The following is a 19,175-nucleotide window of genomic DNA, read 5'->3' as shown; positions in this document are numbered from 1 at the left end:
TTCGCGTGGGACACAAAGGGCTTTTTCTTCGCTACGCTGTTCGCGAGCGCTTGAGGGTCTCGCTCGGCAGCTCTTTGAACAGTGCCTGATAACTGCTGGAAAACCGCCCCAGATGCCAGAACGACCAGTGCATGGCCACTTCAGCAACCGTGGTTTCCGCCGGCCTGCGTTTAAGCAATTCACGGTGTGCGCTGTTCAAACGGCGCAGGCGCAACCAGTGGCTTGGCGTCATCCCGGTATAGGCCTTGAACGCCTGTTGCAGTTGCCGCAATGGCACCCCGGCGATGTGCGAAAGCTCCAGCAAATTCAGCGTCTCTTCCGGCGAGTCGGCAGCCCACTCACCTACCCGCTTCATGATCATTCGCTCTTCGGTACGCCGCTGCAAACCGCCACGGTCAAGATCGACACGCGCGTTATCGAGGATGAACAAACAATCTTCAAGTAATTGCTGGGCTAGCGATTCTTTACTAGGTAAATCAATAGCTTGCGTCAACTTCGTGAGAGTTGAGCTTAACCAGCGACTGAACAGCGCATTCTGCCCACCATTGAGCGGCGCCATGAACAAACCTTCGAGTTTCGTCACATCCAGGCCGTGCTGGCGAACAAAATCCGGGCCGAATACTACGGCAATTTCCTGATAGTTCTCCGGGGTGATCCAGATGTTGCGGCTGTCTTCATTGAGCAGGTACAGCGCGTTGTCGCTGCGATCAAAACAGAACGCCAGGGCACCCGATGGCGCGCTGAAATTCTGCTCGACCCGGGTGTTCATCTGCTCTTCGTAAACCTCGACACCCTGCAAATCCAGATAACGGATCTGCCCGGCGAAATGCCCCGGCGACATCTGCTGGTAATGCTGGACCCAACCCGGCGTGGCGCGGATTTGCTCGGAGACATCAGCGGTGTTGAAAGCCTGAACCTGTAGCGGATTGCACGTTGTCATGGGGTGACCTTGCGCACTCTTTTGGTGCGCTTGGGTGCTGCTTAAAGTGGATAGATGGAACTGCAAGGCTCGCCCAAGATAGTCGTCAACGCGCCACAGGGGAAGGGGCGGAAGATGAAACCCGCCCTCCCCGGCGTCTATAAAACCAATAACGAGGTCTTTATGAATGCCCCTTTCGATCAGCTGTTCACGTGGCTGAAAGATCACAAGATTACCGAAGTTGAATGTGTGGTCAGCGACCTGACCGGCATCGCCCGCGGCAAGATCGCACCGACCAACAAGTTCCTGCATGAGCGAGGCATGCGCCTGCCGGAAAGTGTGCTGCTGCAAACGGTAACCGGGGATTTTGTCGACGACGACATCTACTACGACCTGCTCGACCCGGCCGACATTGACATGGTCTGCAAGCCTGTAGCCGACGCGGTCTACGTCATTCCATGGGCCATCGAGCCGACCGCCATTGTCATCCACGACACCTTCGACAAGTTCGGCAATCCCATCGAACTGTCGCCGCGCAACGTGCTAAAGAAAGTCTTGCAGCTGTACACCGACAAAGGCTGGAAGCCGATTGTCGCGCCAGAAATGGAGTTCTACCTGACCCAACGCTGCGAAGACCCGGACTTGCCGCTCAAGGCGCCGCTGGGCCGTTCGGGCCGCGCCGAAAGTGGCCGACAGTCGTTTTCCATCGATGCTGCCAACGAGTTCGACCCGCTGTTCGAAGACGTCTACGACTGGTGCGAGTTGCAAGGTCTGGACCTCGACACGCTGATCCACGAAGACGGCCCGGCGCAGATGGAAATCAACTTCCGTCACGGCGATGCATTGGATCTGGCTGACCAGATCACCGTGTTCAAACGGACCATGCGTGAGGCTGCGCTCAAGCACAACGTCGCGGCGACATTCATGGCCAAGCCGATTGGCGACGAGCCGGGCAGCGCCATGCACATCCACCAGAGTGTGGTGGACATCGCCACGGGCAGTCCGATCTTCGCCAACGCCGACGGGCAGATGAGCGAGTTGTTCCTGCACTACATCGGTGGTTTACAGAAGTACATCCCGAAAGTGCTGCCGATGTTCGCGCCGAACGTTAACTCATTCCGCCGCTTCCTGCCGGACACCTCAGCGCCGGTCAACGTCGAATGGGGCGAAGAAAACCGCACCGTTGGTTTGCGTGTGCCGACCTCAAGTCCTGAAGCCATGCGCGTTGAAAACCGCCTGCCGGGCGCCGATGCCAACCCGTACCTGGCGATTGCCGCGAGCCTGCTGTGCGGTTACATCGGCATGGTCGAGGGCATCGAGCCGAGCGCTGCAGTACAAGGCCGTGCCTACGAACGCCGCAACCTGCGCCTGCCGATCACCATCGAAGAGGCCCTGACGCAGATGGAAGAGTGCGAGACCGTTGCGCAATACCTGGGTGAAAAATTCGTGCGCGGCTACGTCGCGGTGAAACGCGCCGAGCATGAAAACTTCAAGCGCGTGATCAGCTCGTGGGAGCGTGAATTCCTGATGCTGAGCGTCTGACTAACACCACAAATCCCTGTAGGAGTGAGCCTGCTCGCGATGGCATCGGCACAGCCAATATCTCTGTCGGTTGACCCATCGCTATCGCCAGCAGGCTAGCTCCCACAAGGGGAATAGTGAACCACCTGAAAAATCCAACAATTCCAAGAGGTGTCGATATGCGTCTGTTGAAATCCTTGATCCCGGTCAGCCTGAGCCTGATGTTCAGCGCCGTAGCCCACGCCCAACCCCAGGTCAGCGTCTACAACTGGACCGACTACATCGGTGAGACCACCCTCGCCGACTTCCAGAGCAGCAGCGGGATCAAGGTGATCTACGACGTTTTCGACTCCAACGAAACCCTCGAAGGCAAGCTTCTGGCGGGCCGCACCGGCTATGACGTTGTGGTGCCGTCCAACCACTTTCTCGCCCGTCAGGTGAAGGCCGGCGCTTTCCTCAAGCTGGATCGCTCGCAACTGCCGAACTGGAAAAACCTCGACCCGAAACTGCTGGAGTTGCTGGAGAAAAACGACCCGGGTAACGCGCACTCGGTGCCATACCTGTGGGGCACCAACGGCATCGGCTACAACGTCGACAAGGTCAAGCAAGTGCTGGGCATCGACCGCATCGATTCCTGGGCCGTGCTGTTCGAGCCGGAAAACATCAAGAAACTTTCCCAGTGCGGCGTGTCGATGATGGATTCGGCGGACGAAGTATTCCCGGCCATCCTCAACTACATGGGCCTGGACCCACGTAGCGAAAACCCGGAAGACTATAAGAAAGCCGAAGCAAAACTGCTGAGCATTCGCCCCTACATCACCTACTTCCACTCATCGAAATACGTCTCGGACCTGGCCAACGGTGATATCTGCGTCGCCTTCGGTTATTCCGGCGATGTGTTCCAGGCCGCTAATCGCGCCAAGGAAGCCAAGAACGGCGTGAACATCGCCTACGCCATCCCGAAAGAAGGCGCCAACCTGTGGTTCGATCTGTTGGCAATCCCGGCCGACGCCAGCAATCCCAAGGAAGCCCACGCCTTCATCAATTACCTGCTTGATCCGCAGGTGATCGCCAAGGTCAGCGCATCGGTCGGTTATGCCAACCCGAACCCGGCCGCCAAGCAATACATGGATCAGGAGCTGGTCAACAACCCTGAGGTTTACCCATCCCAGGCGGTGCTCGACAAGCTCTACATCTCCTCTACCCCGCCCCAGGCGATCATGCGTCTGATGACCCGGTCCTGGAGCAAAGTGAAGTCGAACAAATGAATCAGTACACACCGGAACACGCCCGCTCCTATTACGCAGCCTCGGCTCGGGCGAGTACCCCCTACCCTGCGCTTGACGATGATCTGACGGCCGATGTCTGTGTGATTGGCGGCGGGTTCACCGGGGTCAACACCGCCATCGAACTGGCGCAGCGTGGGCTTTCGGTGATCCTCATCGAAGCCCGGCGCATCGGCTGGGGCGCCAGCGGTCGAAATGGCGGCCAGTTGATTCGCGGCATCGGCCATGAGGTCGAAGGTTTCGCGAAACATGTCGGCCAGGAAGGCGTGCGCTATTTGCAGCGCGCCGGGATCGATTCGGTGGAACTGGTGCGACAGCGCATCGGCGACCACGGCATCGACTGTGATCTGCGTTGGGGGTTCTGTGAGCTGGCCAACACGCCCGCGCAATTCGCCGCGTTCGAGGAAGAACAGGTCGGCCTCGCCAAACTCGGTTATGCCCACGAAACACGTTTGGTCCGCCCCGAACAGATCCGCCAGCAAGTAGTCAACGCCGATGGCTACGCCGGCGGATTGATCGACATGGGCTCCGGCCACCTGCATCCACTGGATCTGGTTCAGGGCGAAGCGCGTCTGGCCGCGGCCCTTGGCGTACGCATCTTCGAACAAAGTCCGGTGCTGGAAATCATCCACGGCGCCACCGTGCAAGTCCGCTGCGCCACCGGCACCGTGCGCGCCGGCAGTCTGGTGCTCGGTTGCAACGCTCATCTGGATGAACTGGAAAAACAGCTCAGCGGCAAAGTGCTGCCGGCCGGCAGCTACATCATCGCCACTGAGCCCTTGTCCGAAGAACGCGCCGCACAACTGATCCCGCACAACCTCGCACTGTGCGACCAGAAAGTCGGTCTCGATTATTACCGGCTCTCGGCAGACCGGCGCTTGCTGTTCGGTGGCGCCTGCCATTATTCCGGGCGAGATCCGGCAGACATCGCCGCCTACATGCGCCCGAAGATGCTCAAGGTCTTCCCGCAACTGGCGGACGTGGGCATCGATTACCAATGGGGCGGCAAGATCGGCATCACCGCCAACCGCTTTCCGCAGGTCGGCCGGCTCAAGCAGCACCCGAACGTGTTCTACGCCCAAGGCTATTCCGGTCATGGCCTGAACGTCACCCATTGGTGCGCGAAGCTGCTCGGCGAGGCGATTCACGCGGGTCACAGCCAAGGCATGGACGTGTTCAGCGGCGTGCCGCATATGACCTTCCCCGGCGGCCCGGCGCTGCGTTCACCGCTGTTGGCACTGGGCATGTTCTGGTATCGGCTGCGTGAGATGCTGGGTTAACACTGCCCTCCTGTCGGAGCAGCCGCAGGCTGCGATCTTTTGATTGTTGTTTTAACAGACAAGATCAAAAGATCGCAGCCTCGTTTCACTCGACAGCTCCTACGGGAAAAACTCACATCCTCCGAGAATTTGCTCTATCGCCAAGCACTTCTATATTGATGAGGTGCTTTGGCGTTCCTGACGCTCAGTGCCCAATTATTTGAGGAGGACACGGATGAAGTCGTCAGCCACCGACGAGCCACGAGCACCTGGCCAGGCCCCGATCAAAACCCGCCGTTTCAGCGTATCGCTGGTGTGGATCGTGCCGATCGTTGCCGTACTGGTAGGTATATCGCTGGTGGTGCACAACGTGATGCAGGAAGGGCCGGCCATCGTCGTCAACTTCAAGACGGGCAGCGGTCTGGTCGCCAACAAGACCGAGGTCAAGTACCGCAATGTGGTGATCGGTCAGGTGACCGAAGTCGAGTTGAGCAATGACCAGAAGAGCGTCAACGCCACCATCAAACTGGCCAAACAGGCCGAAAGTTTTACCCGCGAAGACTCGCAGTTCTGGGTAGTCCGACCGCGCATTGGCGCTGGCGGTGTGTCAGGCATCGATACCCTGCTCTCCGGCGACTACATCGGCGCCGATATCGGTCAGGCCAACAATCGAGCCAAACATTTCAAAGGCCTGGAAAACCCGCCGCCAATCACCTACGGCGAACCGGGCAAGCGCTTCATGCTGCACACCCAGGATCTCGGTTCACTGGACATCGGTTCGCCGGTCTACTACCGCAAGATTCCGGTGGGCCAGGTCGTCACTTACGAGCTGGCGCCTGACGGTAAAGGCGTGAACATCGAAGTGTTCATTCATGCGCCCAACGATGCCTTTGTCACCGAAAACACCCGGTTCTGGAACGCCAGTGGCATCGACGTCAGCGTCGGCGCCAACGGATTCCAGGTCAAAACCGAATCGTTGTCGTCGATGCTGGTCGGCGGCATTGCCTTCCGTGCGCCGGATTACAGCCCCAACGACGTGGCCGCCGCCGATGACAAAGACTTCGAACTGTTTGAAGACCAGCAAACCGCCCTCGCCCCACCCAACGGCAAGTCGCAGTACTTGAGTTTGCGCTTCGACCAGTCCCTGCGCGGGCTCAAGGTCGGCGCACCGGTGGAATTCCTCGGCATGGAAATCGGTCGGGTGGTGGCGATCAATCTGGACTTCGATGCGAAAAAACGCAGCTTCCCGCTGAACGTCGGCATCGTCATTTACCCGCAGCGCCTCGGTATGGCCTACGGAAAAATGCTCACCGCGTTCAAACACGACCCCAACGACGAAGCCGCCGGCATTCGCTTGATGGGCACCTTTATCGACAATGGCCTGCGCGCTCAGGCCCGCAGTGGCAACTTGCTGACAGGCCAGTTGTACGTGGCACTGGATTTCTTCCCGAAAGCCGAAAAAGTCGCGTTCGACCCAATGGCCCGCCCGGTGGTGATTCCGACCGTGCCCGGCAGCCTCGAACAGTTGCAGGAAAAACTCGAAGCCGTGGTCGACAAGCTCAACAAGTTGCCGGTGGACCGCATCGCGAACAACCTCGACAGCAATCTGGTCGAACTGCGCAAAGGCCTCGCCCAGTTCAACGCCAAGACCTTGCCGGGTGTGCAGAGCACTCTCGCCGATGTCAGCAAGACCTTGCAGTCCGCCAGCTCGACCCTGGCCGAGGATTCGCCGCAACGCGAGAAACTCACCGAAACCCTCGACGAACTCGGGCGCATGTCGCGCTCACTGCGTGAACTGTCGGATTATCTGGGCCGCCATCCGGAATCACTGATACGTGGCCGCCCCGACAACGCCGCGCCCATCGATCTGAAAGGACCGCCACGCAATTGAGCACAGGAGCTTACCCATGGCTGTACCGCTGAAGATCACCGTGCTCGCTGCGTTTATGCTACTCGGCGCCTGCCGCAGCGACCCGATCAGCTTTCACACCCTGATGCCGATGCAATTGGCCAATACCCGCGTTGGCGGACAAATTCCGATTGAAGGCATCAGCGTGCCGCCGCAGGTCGACCGGGCGCAAATCGTCATCCGCCAAGGCAACAGCGGCCTCGCCATTCTGGATACCGACTGGTGGGGCGCGACGTTGGCCGATGAGTTGCGCGGTGCGCTGAGCGATCAATTAAGCAATAGCAGCGGCCAGGGCAACGTCTCGGTGCGTATCGAAGTGCAACGCTTCGATTCGATTCCCGGCCAATACGGTTTGATCGACGCCAAATGGCGCCTGCGCCCTGTCGGCGCCACTGACATTGGCCTGCTGACCTGCCGTTCGACCCTGCGGACCCCTTCGGGCCCGAGCATCGATGACCTGGTGAGCGCACAACAGAACAACGTCAAACGTCTGGCTGAGCAGATCAGTCGGGCGGCAGCAGGCAACGCGCGCACCTGCCCTTCCCCGTCCTGACCCGGCTTACAAGTCGAAGCGATCCACCGCCCGCCGCCGCTCGTTGTCATCACGCACATCGTAGTTGGCGGTCGTCTGGATATTGCTGTGGTGCGCGAGCTTCTGCGCGATTGACAGGTCATGCTCCTCTATCACCCGTGTGATGAACGAGCGGCGGAAATCGTGGGGCATGATCTTCACCCCGACCTGCGTGCCCCGCTGGCGGGCGATGTAGTAGATCGCGTGTTTGGTGATGCGCTCACGGGTGATATGGCTGCCACGGCGGATGCGGTTGAACAGAAACGCGTCGTCGCTCTCGCCTTCCTTGAGCTGCGAGCGGCGTAGCTCAAGCCAAGCATTGAGCTTGGCAAACGCCCAGGCCGGTGCGTACTTGATCAGTTGCTTGTTGCCTTTAGCAGTGACCGTCAGGCTGCGCTCGCTGAAGTCGACCTGATTGAGGTCCAGATCCACCGATTCGGATTTGCGCATGCCCGTGCCGTACAACAATGCAATGACCGCCGCGTCGCGAAGCCCTTGCGGACGCGGGTCGGCGGCGCAGACTTCCATCAATTCATGAATCAATGTGCGCTTGAGATTGCGTCCTTGGGACAGCCGCGTACCGGCGATGCCTTTTACCGAGCGCATCTTCAACAGGTGATCCTGGCTGATCAGGCTCATCCGCCAGGCTTCGTTCATCACGCCGCGCACGGCGTTGACGTACAGCGAGGAGGTATTCGGCGCATAACCGTCGGCGCGCAATGCGGCGACCAATGCCACCACGTCCTCCGGTTGTAGCGCGTGCCAAGGGATTTCCTCGACATTCACTTCTTCGAAACCGAGACGGTCGGCAGCGTCCTGCAATACGTAGCGCATGGTCAATTGGCTGGAGGGCGCCAGTCGGGCCAGATAAAGCGTTAGCGGATTAGTGTTGGTCGGGGTGGATGGGGTACTCGACAAGTCAATCAAACGAAACGGCCTTGAATAGAAAACAGTTCAACAAAACAACTTAAAAGTGCAAAGAAACTTATATAAAGAACGACTCTTCCGTAGGAGTTTTCCACTAAATATGCCGATAAACGGAAGAAGTCTGAACGATGGCTGTATGACTTACAGATAGACGAATAGCCGACCGTTTTTTCATGTTCCTTTCACAAAAACGGGCATAACCTTAATTACAACAGGTTGCCCCGAAAGGCCTGCAACCCTGCCGTCCGGGGGCACAAAAGTCAATCAGGCATTCCCCGACCGGTATCCCAAACCATTGAAATCAAGTGTTTTTCAGATAATTGGCTGAAGGATGGCTGTCGCCCCGAGGTTCTTATGAGTCAAGCGTTTCTGCCGTTTTCCCGGCCGAGTATCGGCGACGAAGAAATAACTGCCGTCGAACAAGTATTACGCTCCGGCTGGATCACTACCGGCGCTAAATGTCAGGCCCTCGAAGAACAGTTCGCCCACTATGTCGGCTGCCGTCATGCCGTAGCACTTTCATCAGCCACCGGCGGCATGCACATCACGCTGCTGGCCTTGGGTATCGGCCCCGGCGATGAAGTCATCACGCCGTCGCAAACTTGGGTGTCGACCGCCAACATGATCTCGCTGCTCGGCGCCAAACCGGTGTTTGTCGATGTCGACCGCGACACGCTGATGACCGACGCGGCGCGCATCGAAGCGGCCATTACCCCGCGTACCAAAGCAATTATCCCGGTGCATTACGCCGGGGCCGCTTTCGATCTCGATCCGCTGTACGCCCTGGCCGACAAGCATGGCATTGCAGTGATCGAAGACGCCGCCCACGCCGCAGGCACCCGCTACAAGGGGCGCCATGTCGGTTCGCAGGGCACGGCGATCTTTTCGTTTCACGCGATCAAGAACATGACCTGTGCCGAAGGCGCGATGCTCGTAACCGACGACGAAGCCCTGGCCAACCGCGTGCGCATGCTCAAGTTTCATGGCCTCGGTGTCGACGCCTACGACCGCCTGACCGGTGGCCGCAAGCCGCAGGCGCAAGTCATGGAGCCGGGTTTCAAATACAACCTGGCCGACATCAATGCCGCGATTGCGCTGGTGCAACTGGAACGCCTCGACGCGATCAATGCCCGCCGCACCGAGTTGGCCGCAGCCTATCGGCAAAAGCTCGAAGGCCTGTCGGTGCAACCACTGGCCCTGCCCGACTACACGCAGCAACACGCCTGGCACCTGTTCATCCTGCGCATCGACAGCGAACGCTGCGGCATGGACCGCGACGCCTTCATGAAAGGTTTGCAGGACCAGGGCATCGGCACCGGTATCCATTTCATCGCTACCCACCTGCACACCTGGTATCGCCAGCGTGACTCCGGCCTGTGTCTGCCCAACACCGAGTGGAACTCGGCGCGGCTGTGCTCGATTCCGTTGTTCCCTGACATGACCGATCAAGACCTTGACCGCGTCGTCGACGCCATCGCCACCCTTATGGATAAACGCCCGTGAAACCTTACCCGATCCGCTGCGTGTCGATCGTCATCCCGGTCTACAACGAGCAGGAAAGCCTGCCGGAGTTGCTGCGCCGTACCGAAGCGGCCTGCCGGTTACTGCGTCACGACTATGAAATCGTTTTGGTGGACGACGGCAGTCGCGATGAGTCCGCCATTCTTCTGGAGGACGTTGCAACCCGTGAAGACAGTCCGTTCGTGGCGGTCATCCTCAACCGCAACTACGGCCAGCACGCGGCGATCATGGCCGGTTTCGAGCAATGCAAAGGCGACGTGGTGATTACCCTCGACGCCGATTTGCAGAACCCGCCGGAAGAAATCCCGCGACTGATCGCCGAAGCCGAAAAAGGTTACGACGTGGTCGGCACCGTGCGCGGCAACCGTCAGGATTCGGCCCTGCGCCGCTATCCGTCGAAGCTGATCAACCTCGCCGTGCAACGCTCCACCGGCGTGGCCATGAGCGACTACGGCTGCATGCTGCGTGCTTACCGCCGCACCATCATCGACGCGATGCTCGCCTGCCGCGAACGCAGCACGTTCATTCCGATCCTGGCCAACAGCTTCGCCCGCCACACCACCGAAATCGTCGTCGCCCACGCCGAGCGTGAACACGGTGATTCGAAGTACAGCCCGATGCGCCTGATCAACCTGATGTTCGACTTGATCACCTGCATGACCACCACCCCGCTGCGGTTACTGAGCATCGTCGGTTTCACCATGGCCGGGCTCGGTCTGCTGTTTGCCTTCGCGCTGATCCTGATGCGCCTGGCTTTCGGTTCCGGCTGGGCCGGCGACGGCATGTTCGTGTTGTTCGCCGTGCTGTTCGTGTTCACCGGCGGCCAGTTTATCGGCATGGGCCTGCTCGGCGAATACCTGGGCCGCATGTACAGCGACGTGCGCGCCCGCCCGCGTTTCTTCATTGAAAAAGTGTTGCGCAGCCGCGCCGTTACCCCGGCGCCTGCCGTCACCGTTGATGGGCTCTCTTCTTCTACTTCTACTACCGGTCAGGTTCACTCATGAGTGCAAAAACTGTTGTCTTCGCTTACCACGATATTGGCTGCGCCGGCATTCAAGCCCTGCTCGACAGTGGCTATGACATAGCCGCCGTGTTCACTCACGCGGATGACCCGAAAGAAAACACTTTCTACAGTTCGGTGGCGCAACTGTGTGCCAACAAAGGCATACCGGTGCACGCCCCGGAAGACGTCAACCACCCGTTGTGGATCGAGCGCATCGCCAAACTCGACCCTGACTACCTGTTCTCTTTCTACTACCGCAACCTGCTGAGCGAGCCACTGCTGGCCCTCGCCAAGAATGGCGCGTTCAACCTGCACGGTTCGTTGCTGCCGCGCTACCGTGGCCGCGCCCCCGCGAACTGGGTGCTGGTCAACGGCGAAACCGAAACCGGCGTGACCCTGCACCGCATGGTTAAACGTGCCGATGCCGGCGCCATCATCGCCCAGCAGCGCGTCGCCATTGAGCGCAGCGACACCGCGCTGAGCCTGCACGGCAAACTTCGCGTCGCCGCTATCGACCTGTTGCGTGACGCACTGCCCGCCATGCTGCAAGGCCGGATTAGCGAAACCCCGCAGGATGAATCCCAAGCCACGGTGTTCGGCCGTCGCACCCCGGCGGACGGCAAACTGCTCTGGGCGCAACCCGCCGAGCAACTGTTCAATCTGATTCGTGCGGTGACCCAGCCGTATCCGGGGGCTTTCTGCGCCGTGGGCGAGCACAAGCTGATCGTCTGGAGTGCCGAAGTCGTCAAAGGCAACGACGGTCTGGCCCCGGGCCGAGTGATCAGCGTCGATCCGCTGCGCATTGCCTGCGGTGAAGATTCGCTGGTGATCCTCTCGGGTCAGCACAACAACAACGGTCTGTTCCTCAGCGGCCCGCAATTGGCCAACGAACTGGGGCTGGTCGACGGCTCGTTACTGCGCGGTGCCGAATCCGGCCGTGCGCCACGGCGTACCCGCGTGCTGATCCTCGGCGTCAACGGCTTTATCGGTAATCACCTGTCAGAGCGTCTGCTGCGCGATGATCGCTATGAAGTCTATGGCCTGGACATTGGCTCCGACGCCATCGACCGTCTGCGCAGCCATCCGCACTTCCACTACGTAGAAGGCGACATCAGCATTCACTCCGAGTGGATCGAGTACCACATCAAGAAGTGCGACGTGGTGCTGCCGCTGGTGGCCATCGCCACGCCGATCGAATACACGCGTAATCCCCTGCGGGTGTTCGAACTCGACTTCGAAGAAAACCTGAAACTGGTGCGCTACTGTGTCAAGTACAACAAGCGCGTGATCTTCCCGTCGACCTCGGAAGTCTATGGCATGTGCCAGGACAAGAACTTTGACGAAGACACCTCCAACCTGATCGTCGGCCCGATCAACAAGCAGCGCTGGATCTACTCGGTGTCCAAGCAGTTGCTCGACCGGGTGATCTGGGCCTACGGCGCCAAGGGCCTGAATTTCACCCTGTTCCGCCCCTTCAACTGGATGGGCCCGCGTCTTGATCGTCTCGATTCAGCGCGCATCGGCAGTTCCCGCGCCATCACCCAACTGATCCTCAATCTGGTGGAAGGCACGCCGATCCGACTGTTCGACGGCGGTGAACAGAAGCGTTGCTTCACCGACATCGCCGACGGTGTCGAAGCGCTGGCGCGGATCATCGATAACGACAACGACGCCTGCAACGGCCAGATCATCAACATCGGCAACCCGGACAACGAAGCGAGCATCCGCCAGTTGGGCGAAGAGCTGCTGCGTCAGTTCGAAGCTCACCCGCTGCGCCACAACTTCCCGCCGTTCGCCGGTTTCCGCGACGTCGAAAGCAAGGCGTTCTACGGTGCCGGTTACCAGGACGTGGAACACCGCAAACCAAGCATTGCCAACGCCAAGCGCCTGTTGAACTGGGAGCCGACCGTTGAGATGCGCGAGACCATCGGCAATACCCTGGATTTCTTCCTGCGTGAAGCGATGCTCGAAATCGCGGACAAGAAGTAATGCAGGCCGGTCTACGCATCGACGTCGACACCTTTCGCGGCACCCGTGAAGGTGTGCCGCGCCTGCTGGAAATCCTCGATGAAGCGCAGATCAAGGCAACGTTTTTCTTCAGTGTCGGGCCCGACAACATGGGCCGGCATCTGTGGCGCCTGATCCGCCCGCAGTTCCTCTGGAAGATGCTCCGTTCCAATGCGGCCGGCCTCTACGGCTGGGACATTCTGCTGGCCGGCACTGCCTGGCCCGGCAAACCGATTGGCCGCGAACTCGGGCACCTGATGCGTCAGGCCCGGGATGCCGGTCATGAAGTTGGCTTGCACGCCTGGGATCACCACGGCTGGCAGGCCAATGCCGGGCGCTGGAGCGATGCGCAACTGATCGAGCAGATCCGTCAGGGCGTGGATACCTTGAGCGACATTCTCGGCGCCAAAGTCCAATGCTCGGCCGCCGCCGGTTGGCGGGCGGACGAGCGTGTGATTGAAGCCAAGCAGGCCTTTGGCTTTCGCTACAACAGCGATTGCCGAGGGACACGCCTGTTTCGGCCGTTGCTGGCGGACGGCACGCCGGGCACCCCGCAGATTCCGGTGGATCTGCCGACCTTCGACGAAGTTGTCGGCCCCATCGTCGCGGCGCGGGACTTCAACCAATTCATTCTCGACCACTTCCTCCCGCGACAGCTCAACGTCTACACCATTCACGCCGAAGTGGAAGGGATTCTGATGGCTGAGGGTTTTCGTCAACTGCTGGCCGATGCGCGCCAGCGAAACATTGATTTCACACCGCTGGGCGACCTGTTACCCGAGTTCTTCAACACCTTGCCCGTGGGCCGCGTACAACGCGGTGCCCTCGACGGCCGTGAAGGCTGGCTGGGAGTGCAAGGCGCATGACTAAACGCTGGACACTGCCTCTGCTGCTGTTGGGTTTTTTCCTGTTGGCTTACTTGCTGCCGCTCGGCACGCATGGTCTGTGGATTCCCGACGAAACCCGCTACGCACAGATCAGCCAAAACATGCTGCTAAGCGGCAACTGGGTGTCGCCGCATTTCATGAGCCTGCGCTATTTCGAGAAGCCGATTGCCGGTTACTGGATGATCGCCCTCGGTCAGGAACTGTTCGGGCAGAACCTGTTCGGCGTGCGTTTTGCGTCGGCATTGAGTAGCGGCTTGAGTGTGTTGCTGTGCTTCCTGATCGCCCGACGCTTGTGGAACGAGCCGCGTAAAAGCTTCATCTGCGCCCTGCTCTACATGAGCTTCACGATTGTGGCCGGTCAGGCCGGGTACGCCAATCTCGATCCGCAATTCACCTTCTGGGTCAACCTGAGCCTGGTGGCGCTGTGGTTTGCCGTCGACAGCCGCAGCAACGGCCAGCGCCTCGTCGCTTGGGCTGTGCTGGGTCTGGCCTGCGGCATGGGTTTCATGACCAAAGGGTTTCTTGCCTGGCTGCTGCCGGTGCTGATCGCATTGCCGTGGATGGTCTGGCAAAAACGCTGGCGTGAACTGCTGCTGTTTGGCCCTTTGGCGATTGCCATCGCGATTATCATCAGCCTGCCGTGGGTGTTGGCCGTGCATGCGCAGGAGCCTGATTACTGGCGGTTCTTCTTCTGGCACGAACACATTCGCCGCTTTGCCGGTGACGATGCCCAGCACGATGCGCCGTGGTGGTTTTATCTGCCGCTGCTAGTGGCGTTCAGTTTGCCGTGGGTCGGTCTGTTGCCGACTGCGTTCAAGCAGGCGTGGCAGAGCCGTACTCAGCCGCCAGTGGTTTTCCTGCTGCTGTGGCTGCTGATGCCGCTGCTGTTTTTCAGCCTGAGCAACGGCAAGCTGCCGACTTACATCCTGCCGTGCCTATTGCCGATGGCGTTGTTGCTGGGTAATGCCCTGGCTGACCGCTTGCGTCTGGAGCAAGGCCGGGCACTGAGTATCAATGGCCTGCTGAACTTGTTGCTGGGCTTGGTGATGCTGATTGCCGTGGTGTATCTGCAACTGAAAAAGCCGCTGTACGACCACGAACTGCACAGCCTGGTGCTGCTGTTCATCGCCCTGATCGGCTGGATCATCGCCAACCTGATGCAAGCCTTCCTGCCGTTGCAATGCTGGGCGGCGCCAGCGCTGGGCAGCCTTCTGCTGGTCGGCGTACTCCCGGCTGCACTACCCAAATCGGTGGTCGCCAACAAGATGCCTGACCAGTTCATTCGCCATCACGTCACGGAACTGGCGCAGACCACACATTTGCTGAGTAACGATCTGGGCGCAGCCTCGGCCCTCGCCTGGCGCCTGAAAACCCCGCAAGTCGCGTTGTACAACACGATAGGCGAATTGAAATATGGCCTTGCCTATCCTGACGGCATTCAACAACGGGTCGATCCCGACCAAGTGCAACAGTGGATGCGCGAAGCCCGCCGCAGCGGTTCGGTCGGCGTGGTAATGCGCGTCAAGGGGCAGGACGAACTGGACGAAATCGACAGACTGCCAAAGGACGGCGTCCGCTTTGAGCAGGGCAATCTGGTGATCATGATTCTCCCTCGGGAGGCGTCATGAGTCTGTTGCTGCTGTTGGTCGCCTGCCTGCTGACGTGCCTGGGCCAAGTCGCGCAGAAATACGCCGTGGAGAGTTGGCGCGGTGTCGAGTCGTCCTGGGCTGAAAAACTCCGCTCGCCGTGGCTGTGGCTGGCCCTGCTCGCCCTCGGCTCGGGTCTGTTGGTCTGGCTGCTGGTGTTGCAGCGCCTGCCCGTCGGCATCGCCTACCCGATGCTCAGCCTCAACTTTGTGCTGATCACCTTGATTGCGCGTTTTGTCTTCCGTGAGCCCATCGACCGTCAGCACTGGCTGGGCGTGGCGCTGGTGATAGGCGGTGTGATTTTGCTGGGGCAACAGTCATGAATCAGCGCCGGGGAATCACTTTCGCCATTGGCAGCGTGCTGCTGGTCAGTGCCGCGCAACTGGGCATGCGCTGGAGCATGACCCGTTTGCCGGCGCCCGAGCAGTGGCTGACTATCGACAGCATCGACCTACGCGCACTGGCGGTGGTCGTCGCGGCGATTCTGGCCTATGCACTGTCGATGCTCTGCTGGCTCGGCGCCCTGCGCGATCTGCCGCTGGGCCGTGCCTATTCGTTGCTGAGCATCAGTTATGCGCTGGTGTACCTGTTGGCCGCCAGTCTGCCGCTGTTCAACGAATCCTTCAGTTTCACTCAATCGCTGGGCGTGGCGCTGGTCATGCTCGGGGTCATCACTATCAACACGCGTCCGGCTCGTGCGCCCGAACTCAGGAGTGCTCCATGAAAATCACAGTATTTGGTAGCGGATATGTGGGCTTGGTACAGGCGGCTGTGTTGGCGGAGGTCGGGCACGACGTTGTGTGCATGGACGTCGATCAGAAGAAGGTCGATCTACTTCAGCAAGGCCATGTCAGCATTTTCGAACCGGGGCTTGCCAGCCTGGTGCGCGAAGGTCTGGATTCGAAACGCCTGCAATTCACCACTGATGAACAACTTGCCGTACAGCACGGACGCGTGGCGTTTATCGCGGTCGGCACGCCGTCCCGTGAGGATGGTTCGGCGGATCTGCGTTACGTGCTCTCGGTCGGTGACGCCATCGCCCGCCACCGTGAACAACCGTTGATTCTGGTGGAGAAATCCACGGTGCCGGTGGGTACCGGCGACACCTTGCGTACGCACATCGAAAAGGCCCTGATCAAGGTCGGCCGATTGCTGCAATTCGATATCGTCTCCAATCCGGAGTTTCTCAAGGAAGGCTCGGCCGTCGCCGACTGCCGGCGCCCGGATCGCATCGTTATCGGCTGCGAGGGCGATGAGGTGCGCGACGTGATGCGTGACCTGTATTCGCCGTTTAACCGCAACCACGACCGCATCATGTTCATGGACCTGCGCAGTGCCGAGCTGACCAAATACGCCGCCAACTGCATGCTGGCGACCAAGATCAGCTTCATCAATCAGATCGCCGAACTGGCCGAACATCTGGGCGCCGACATTGAGTCGGTGCGTCAGGGCATCGGTGCAGATTCGCGCATCGGTTACCACTTCATCTATCCGGGCTGTGGCTATGGCGGTTCGTGCTTCCCCAAAGACATGCGCGCCTTGATCCACAGCGCCGAACAGGCGCATTGCTCCAGCGATTTGCTGCAAGCCGTCGAGGCGATCAACCAACGACAGAAACACAAACTGTTCGAACGCATCAACGCGTTCTACCAAGGCGAACTGCGCGGCAAGACCTTTGCCTTGTGGGGCCTGGCGTTCAAGCCCAACACCGACGACATGCGCGACGCGCCGAGCCGGGTGCTGCTGGAGGAATTGTGGGCGGCCGGTGCCAGCGTGCGCGCGTTCGACCCCGAAGCCATGCAGGAAACCCAGAACCTCTACCCGGACGAGTCGAAACTGATGCTGATGGGCACCCCGGAATCGGTGCTGCCCGGCGCCGACGCACTGATCATCTGCACCGAATGGCAGCAGTTCAAGGCCCCGGATTTCGACCTGATCAAGCAACGTCTCAACACTCCGGTGATCTTCGACGGTCGCAACCTGTATGACGCCGAGCGTTTGGCGCGCAACGGCTTCCAGTACTTCCCGATGGGCCGTGGCGAATCGCGCAAGTTGCCGATCCCGCTGCAACAGTGGCCTCACCGGTCAGACGTCGCTTGATCACGTTGTCGCCTGAGACTCGTCGGCAGTCCCTGATCGTGGGGCTGCTGGCGTTCTTGTTGTTCGTCGCCGGGGTCTATTGGCAGGCCCCGATCGGGTTCGATTCACGCTTTGTGCTGTTCGCTCAAGAGATGTTGCGCCACGGGCCGACGGTGTTTCCGACCACGTACGGTCAACCCTATGCCGACTATTCGGCCGCATCGACGCTGTTTATCTGGCTGCTGTCGTTGCCGTTCGGCACGGTCAACGCTTTCACCGCTTGGGCACCGAGCGCCGTTGCCGGTGCGCTGATCGTAACGTTGATGTATCGGCTGCTGACACCCTACTCGCGGCGCTGGGCATTGATCAGTATTGCCTTGCTGATGCTCACCGGCACCTTCGTCACTGAAGTTCGGGCGGTGTCGCAGGACTTGATGCTCGCGGCTGTGGCGTTTGCGGTGTTCTATCTGGGATATGCCCATGATCACTTTGGTGGCGGACGGCGCTGGCCGCTGATTTTCGTTTTGCTGTTGCTCGGCTTCGGCATTCGCGGGCCGATCGGGCTGGTGGTGCCGACCGGCATGTTATGCAGCTATTACCTGCTCAATCGACAGTGGTCGCGGTTGCTGGCATTTGGCGTATTGGCTTCGGTGTTGCTGGTGGCGTGTGTGGGCCTGCTGCTGTGGTTCGCCAAACTGAGTGGCGGGCCAGTATTTCTTCAAGACGTGATTCGCATGCAGTTCATGGGCCGCATGGACGGTAGCGAAGGCGTCAGTGGTTCTTTGTATTACTTCACCAGTTCGCTGGGTAACTACGCGTTGGCCTATCCGCTGGCATTGCTGGCTCTCGCGGCCACGTGGTTGAGCAAGCCGCACCAGCGCGGGCCGGCCCTGCGTCTGGTGCAATATTGCGCGGCGGCGGGACTGATCGTGATGGTCGGGCTGTCGATTCCCCAGGCGAAGAAGGCTCGCTATCTGCTGCCGATGCTGCCCATGGCGGCAATCATTGCGGCGTACCCGTTTCAGGTGCTTCATGGACAAGTGTTCAGGTGGTTGCGCGGTTTGCTGCTGGGTGTGTGGCTGTTGACCCCGGGATTATTGATAGCCGGTCTGTTGTACGCCCAGCGACGGTTTCCCGAGCAACTGACCGATGTCGGCGTGATCTTGATCATCCTTGGCGTGCTGCAACTGCTGGCTTTGTCGCGATTTTTGATACCGAGATGGCGCGCTGAAGTGCTGGCGCTGTGTTCAGTGTTGGCGTTATGGACGGTGTATGTCGCGGTATTTGAACCCGTTGAGCAACGTCTGTACGACACGCAGACTTTCAGCCGCGCTGCATTTGCCCTGGTTCAGCAAAACCCTGCGCCACTGGTACTGCACGGCATGGGCAAGGACGCGAAAGCGATTAAATTCATGGTCAATGTCGAGCAGGATCTGCAACCGCAGTTCAGCGAAAGCGCTCAGGAGCTGGAGACGCTCAAGGGCCCGGCGTGGCTGATGATGGATCGCAATGACTTCCAGGCCCTCAAAGGTACGCCGCTGGAAGGTCTGCAACCGGTACTCAGCGGCCGCTTCGATAAAAACGACTATGTATTGCTGTGGCTGAAGCCCTTGTAGGGGCTGCCGAAGGCTGCGATCTTT

General features: G+C 59.8%; 16 protein-coding genes. 14 read left to right on the top strand and 2 right to left on the bottom strand.

All coding sequences use genetic code 11. The features are described 5' to 3' along the window. Window positions 1–31 precede the first annotated feature (31 nt). On the bottom strand, window positions 32–940 hold the full coding sequence (locus PSH79_RS13460; RefSeq protein WP_305443635.1) for a helix-turn-helix domain-containing protein: 909 nt from the start codon (window positions 938–940) through the stop codon (window positions 32–34). A gap of 162 nt (window positions 941–1,102) precedes the next feature. Between PSH79_RS13460 and PSH79_RS13455 the strand changes: the two genes are divergently transcribed. The 5 genes from PSH79_RS13455 to PSH79_RS13435 all read left to right on the top strand — a co-directional run bounded on the left by PSH79_RS13455 (window position 1,103) and on the right by PSH79_RS13435 (window position 7,447). Further along, entirely contained in the window at window positions 1,103–2,461 is a 1,359-nt protein-coding gene (locus PSH79_RS13455; RefSeq protein ID WP_305443632.1) for a glutamine synthetase family protein, read from the top strand. A gap of 158 nt (window positions 2,462–2,619) precedes the next feature. Continuing rightward, window positions 2,620–3,708 carry a polyamine ABC transporter substrate-binding protein gene (locus tag PSH79_RS13450; protein WP_305443630.1) on the top strand — a complete coding sequence of 363 codons (1,089 nt, stop codon included), beginning with the start codon at window positions 2,620–2,622 and terminating at the stop codon, window positions 3,706–3,708. Further along, window positions 3,705–5,006 (top strand): FAD-binding oxidoreductase, encoded by a 1,302-nt coding sequence (locus PSH79_RS13445; protein ID WP_305443629.1) that lies wholly within the window; start codon window positions 3,705–3,707, stop codon window positions 5,004–5,006. The genes PSH79_RS13450 and PSH79_RS13445 overlap by 4 nt, the downstream gene beginning before the upstream one ends. Before the next feature lie 214 nt (window positions 5,007–5,220). Next, window positions 5,221–6,876, top strand: a complete 1,656-nt coding sequence (locus tag PSH79_RS13440; RefSeq protein ID WP_305443627.1) for an intermembrane transport protein PqiB — start codon at window positions 5,221–5,223, stop codon at window positions 6,874–6,876. Window positions 6,877–6,892: 16 nt separating this feature from the next. Then, window positions 6,893–7,447, top strand: a complete 555-nt coding sequence (locus tag PSH79_RS13435; protein ID WP_305443625.1) for a membrane integrity-associated transporter subunit PqiC — start codon at window positions 6,893–6,895, stop codon at window positions 7,445–7,447. Window positions 7,448–7,453: 6 nt separating this feature from the next. Here the strand turns inward: PSH79_RS13435 and xerC are convergent, their stop codons facing one another. Beyond that, a complete protein-coding gene (gene xerC / locus PSH79_RS13430; protein ID WP_305443953.1) occupies window positions 7,454–8,299 on the bottom strand; it encodes a tyrosine recombinase XerC in 846 nt (281 codons plus the stop codon). Window positions 8,300–8,746: 447 nt separating this feature from the next. Between xerC and arnB the strand changes: the two genes are divergently transcribed. Genes arnB through PSH79_RS13385 form a run of 9 tightly spaced genes read left to right on the top strand, consistent with a single transcriptional unit; the run spans window position 8,747 to window position 19,151 of the window. Then, window positions 8,747–9,895 carry a UDP-4-amino-4-deoxy-L-arabinose aminotransferase gene (gene arnB, locus PSH79_RS13425; RefSeq protein WP_305443623.1) on the top strand — a complete coding sequence of 383 codons (1,149 nt, stop codon included), beginning with the start codon at window positions 8,747–8,749 and terminating at the stop codon, window positions 9,893–9,895. Further along, window positions 9,892–10,917 carry an undecaprenyl-phosphate 4-deoxy-4-formamido-L-arabinose transferase gene (gene arnC / locus PSH79_RS13420; protein ID WP_305443621.1) on the top strand — a complete coding sequence of 342 codons (1,026 nt, stop codon included), beginning with the start codon at window positions 9,892–9,894 and terminating at the stop codon, window positions 10,915–10,917. Before arnB ends, arnC begins: the two co-directional genes overlap by 4 nt. Then, complete coding sequence (arnA, locus tag PSH79_RS13415) at window positions 10,914–12,905, top strand: bifunctional UDP-4-amino-4-deoxy-L-arabinose formyltransferase/UDP-glucuronic acid oxidase ArnA (protein WP_305443619.1); 1,992 nt, start codon at window positions 10,914–10,916, stop codon at window positions 12,903–12,905. Before arnC ends, arnA begins: the two co-directional genes overlap by 4 nt. After that, window positions 12,905–13,789 carry a 4-deoxy-4-formamido-L-arabinose-phosphoundecaprenol deformylase gene (arnD, locus tag PSH79_RS13410; protein WP_305443617.1) on the top strand — a complete coding sequence of 295 codons (885 nt, stop codon included), beginning with the start codon at window positions 12,905–12,907 and terminating at the stop codon, window positions 13,787–13,789. The genes arnA and arnD overlap by 1 nt, the downstream gene beginning before the upstream one ends. Further along, window positions 13,786–15,438: a lipid IV(A) 4-amino-4-deoxy-L-arabinosyltransferase gene (gene arnT, locus PSH79_RS13405; RefSeq protein WP_305443616.1), complete on the top strand. Its 1,653-nt coding sequence runs from the start codon at window positions 13,786–13,788 to the stop codon at window positions 15,436–15,438. The genes arnD and arnT overlap by 4 nt, the downstream gene beginning before the upstream one ends. Continuing rightward, complete coding sequence (arnE, locus tag PSH79_RS13400; protein WP_305443615.1) at window positions 15,435–15,779, top strand: 4-amino-4-deoxy-L-arabinose-phosphoundecaprenol flippase subunit ArnE; 345 nt, start codon at window positions 15,435–15,437, stop codon at window positions 15,777–15,779. Before arnT ends, arnE begins: the two co-directional genes overlap by 4 nt. Then, complete coding sequence (gene arnF, locus PSH79_RS13395; RefSeq protein ID WP_305443613.1) at window positions 15,776–16,180, top strand: 4-amino-4-deoxy-L-arabinose-phosphoundecaprenol flippase subunit ArnF; 405 nt, start codon at window positions 15,776–15,778, stop codon at window positions 16,178–16,180. The genes arnE and arnF overlap by 4 nt, the downstream gene beginning before the upstream one ends. Next, on the top strand, window positions 16,177–17,556 hold the full coding sequence (locus PSH79_RS13390) for a UDP-glucose/GDP-mannose dehydrogenase family protein (protein ID WP_305443611.1): 1,380 nt from the start codon (window positions 16,177–16,179) through the stop codon (window positions 17,554–17,556). The genes arnF and PSH79_RS13390 overlap by 4 nt, the downstream gene beginning before the upstream one ends. Further along, a complete protein-coding gene (locus PSH79_RS13385) occupies window positions 17,553–19,151 on the top strand; it encodes a glycosyltransferase family 39 protein (RefSeq protein WP_305443610.1) in 1,599 nt (532 codons plus the stop codon). The genes PSH79_RS13390 and PSH79_RS13385 overlap by 4 nt, the downstream gene beginning before the upstream one ends. The last annotated feature ends 24 nt before the right edge of the window (window positions 19,152–19,175 follow it).

Origin of the sequence: Pseudomonas sp. FP2196, assembly GCF_030687715.1 — a bacterium.
Taxonomy (GTDB): domain Bacteria; phylum Pseudomonadota; class Gammaproteobacteria; order Pseudomonadales; family Pseudomonadaceae; genus Aquipseudomonas.
This window is presented reverse-complemented; position numbering and strand designations above follow the sequence as displayed.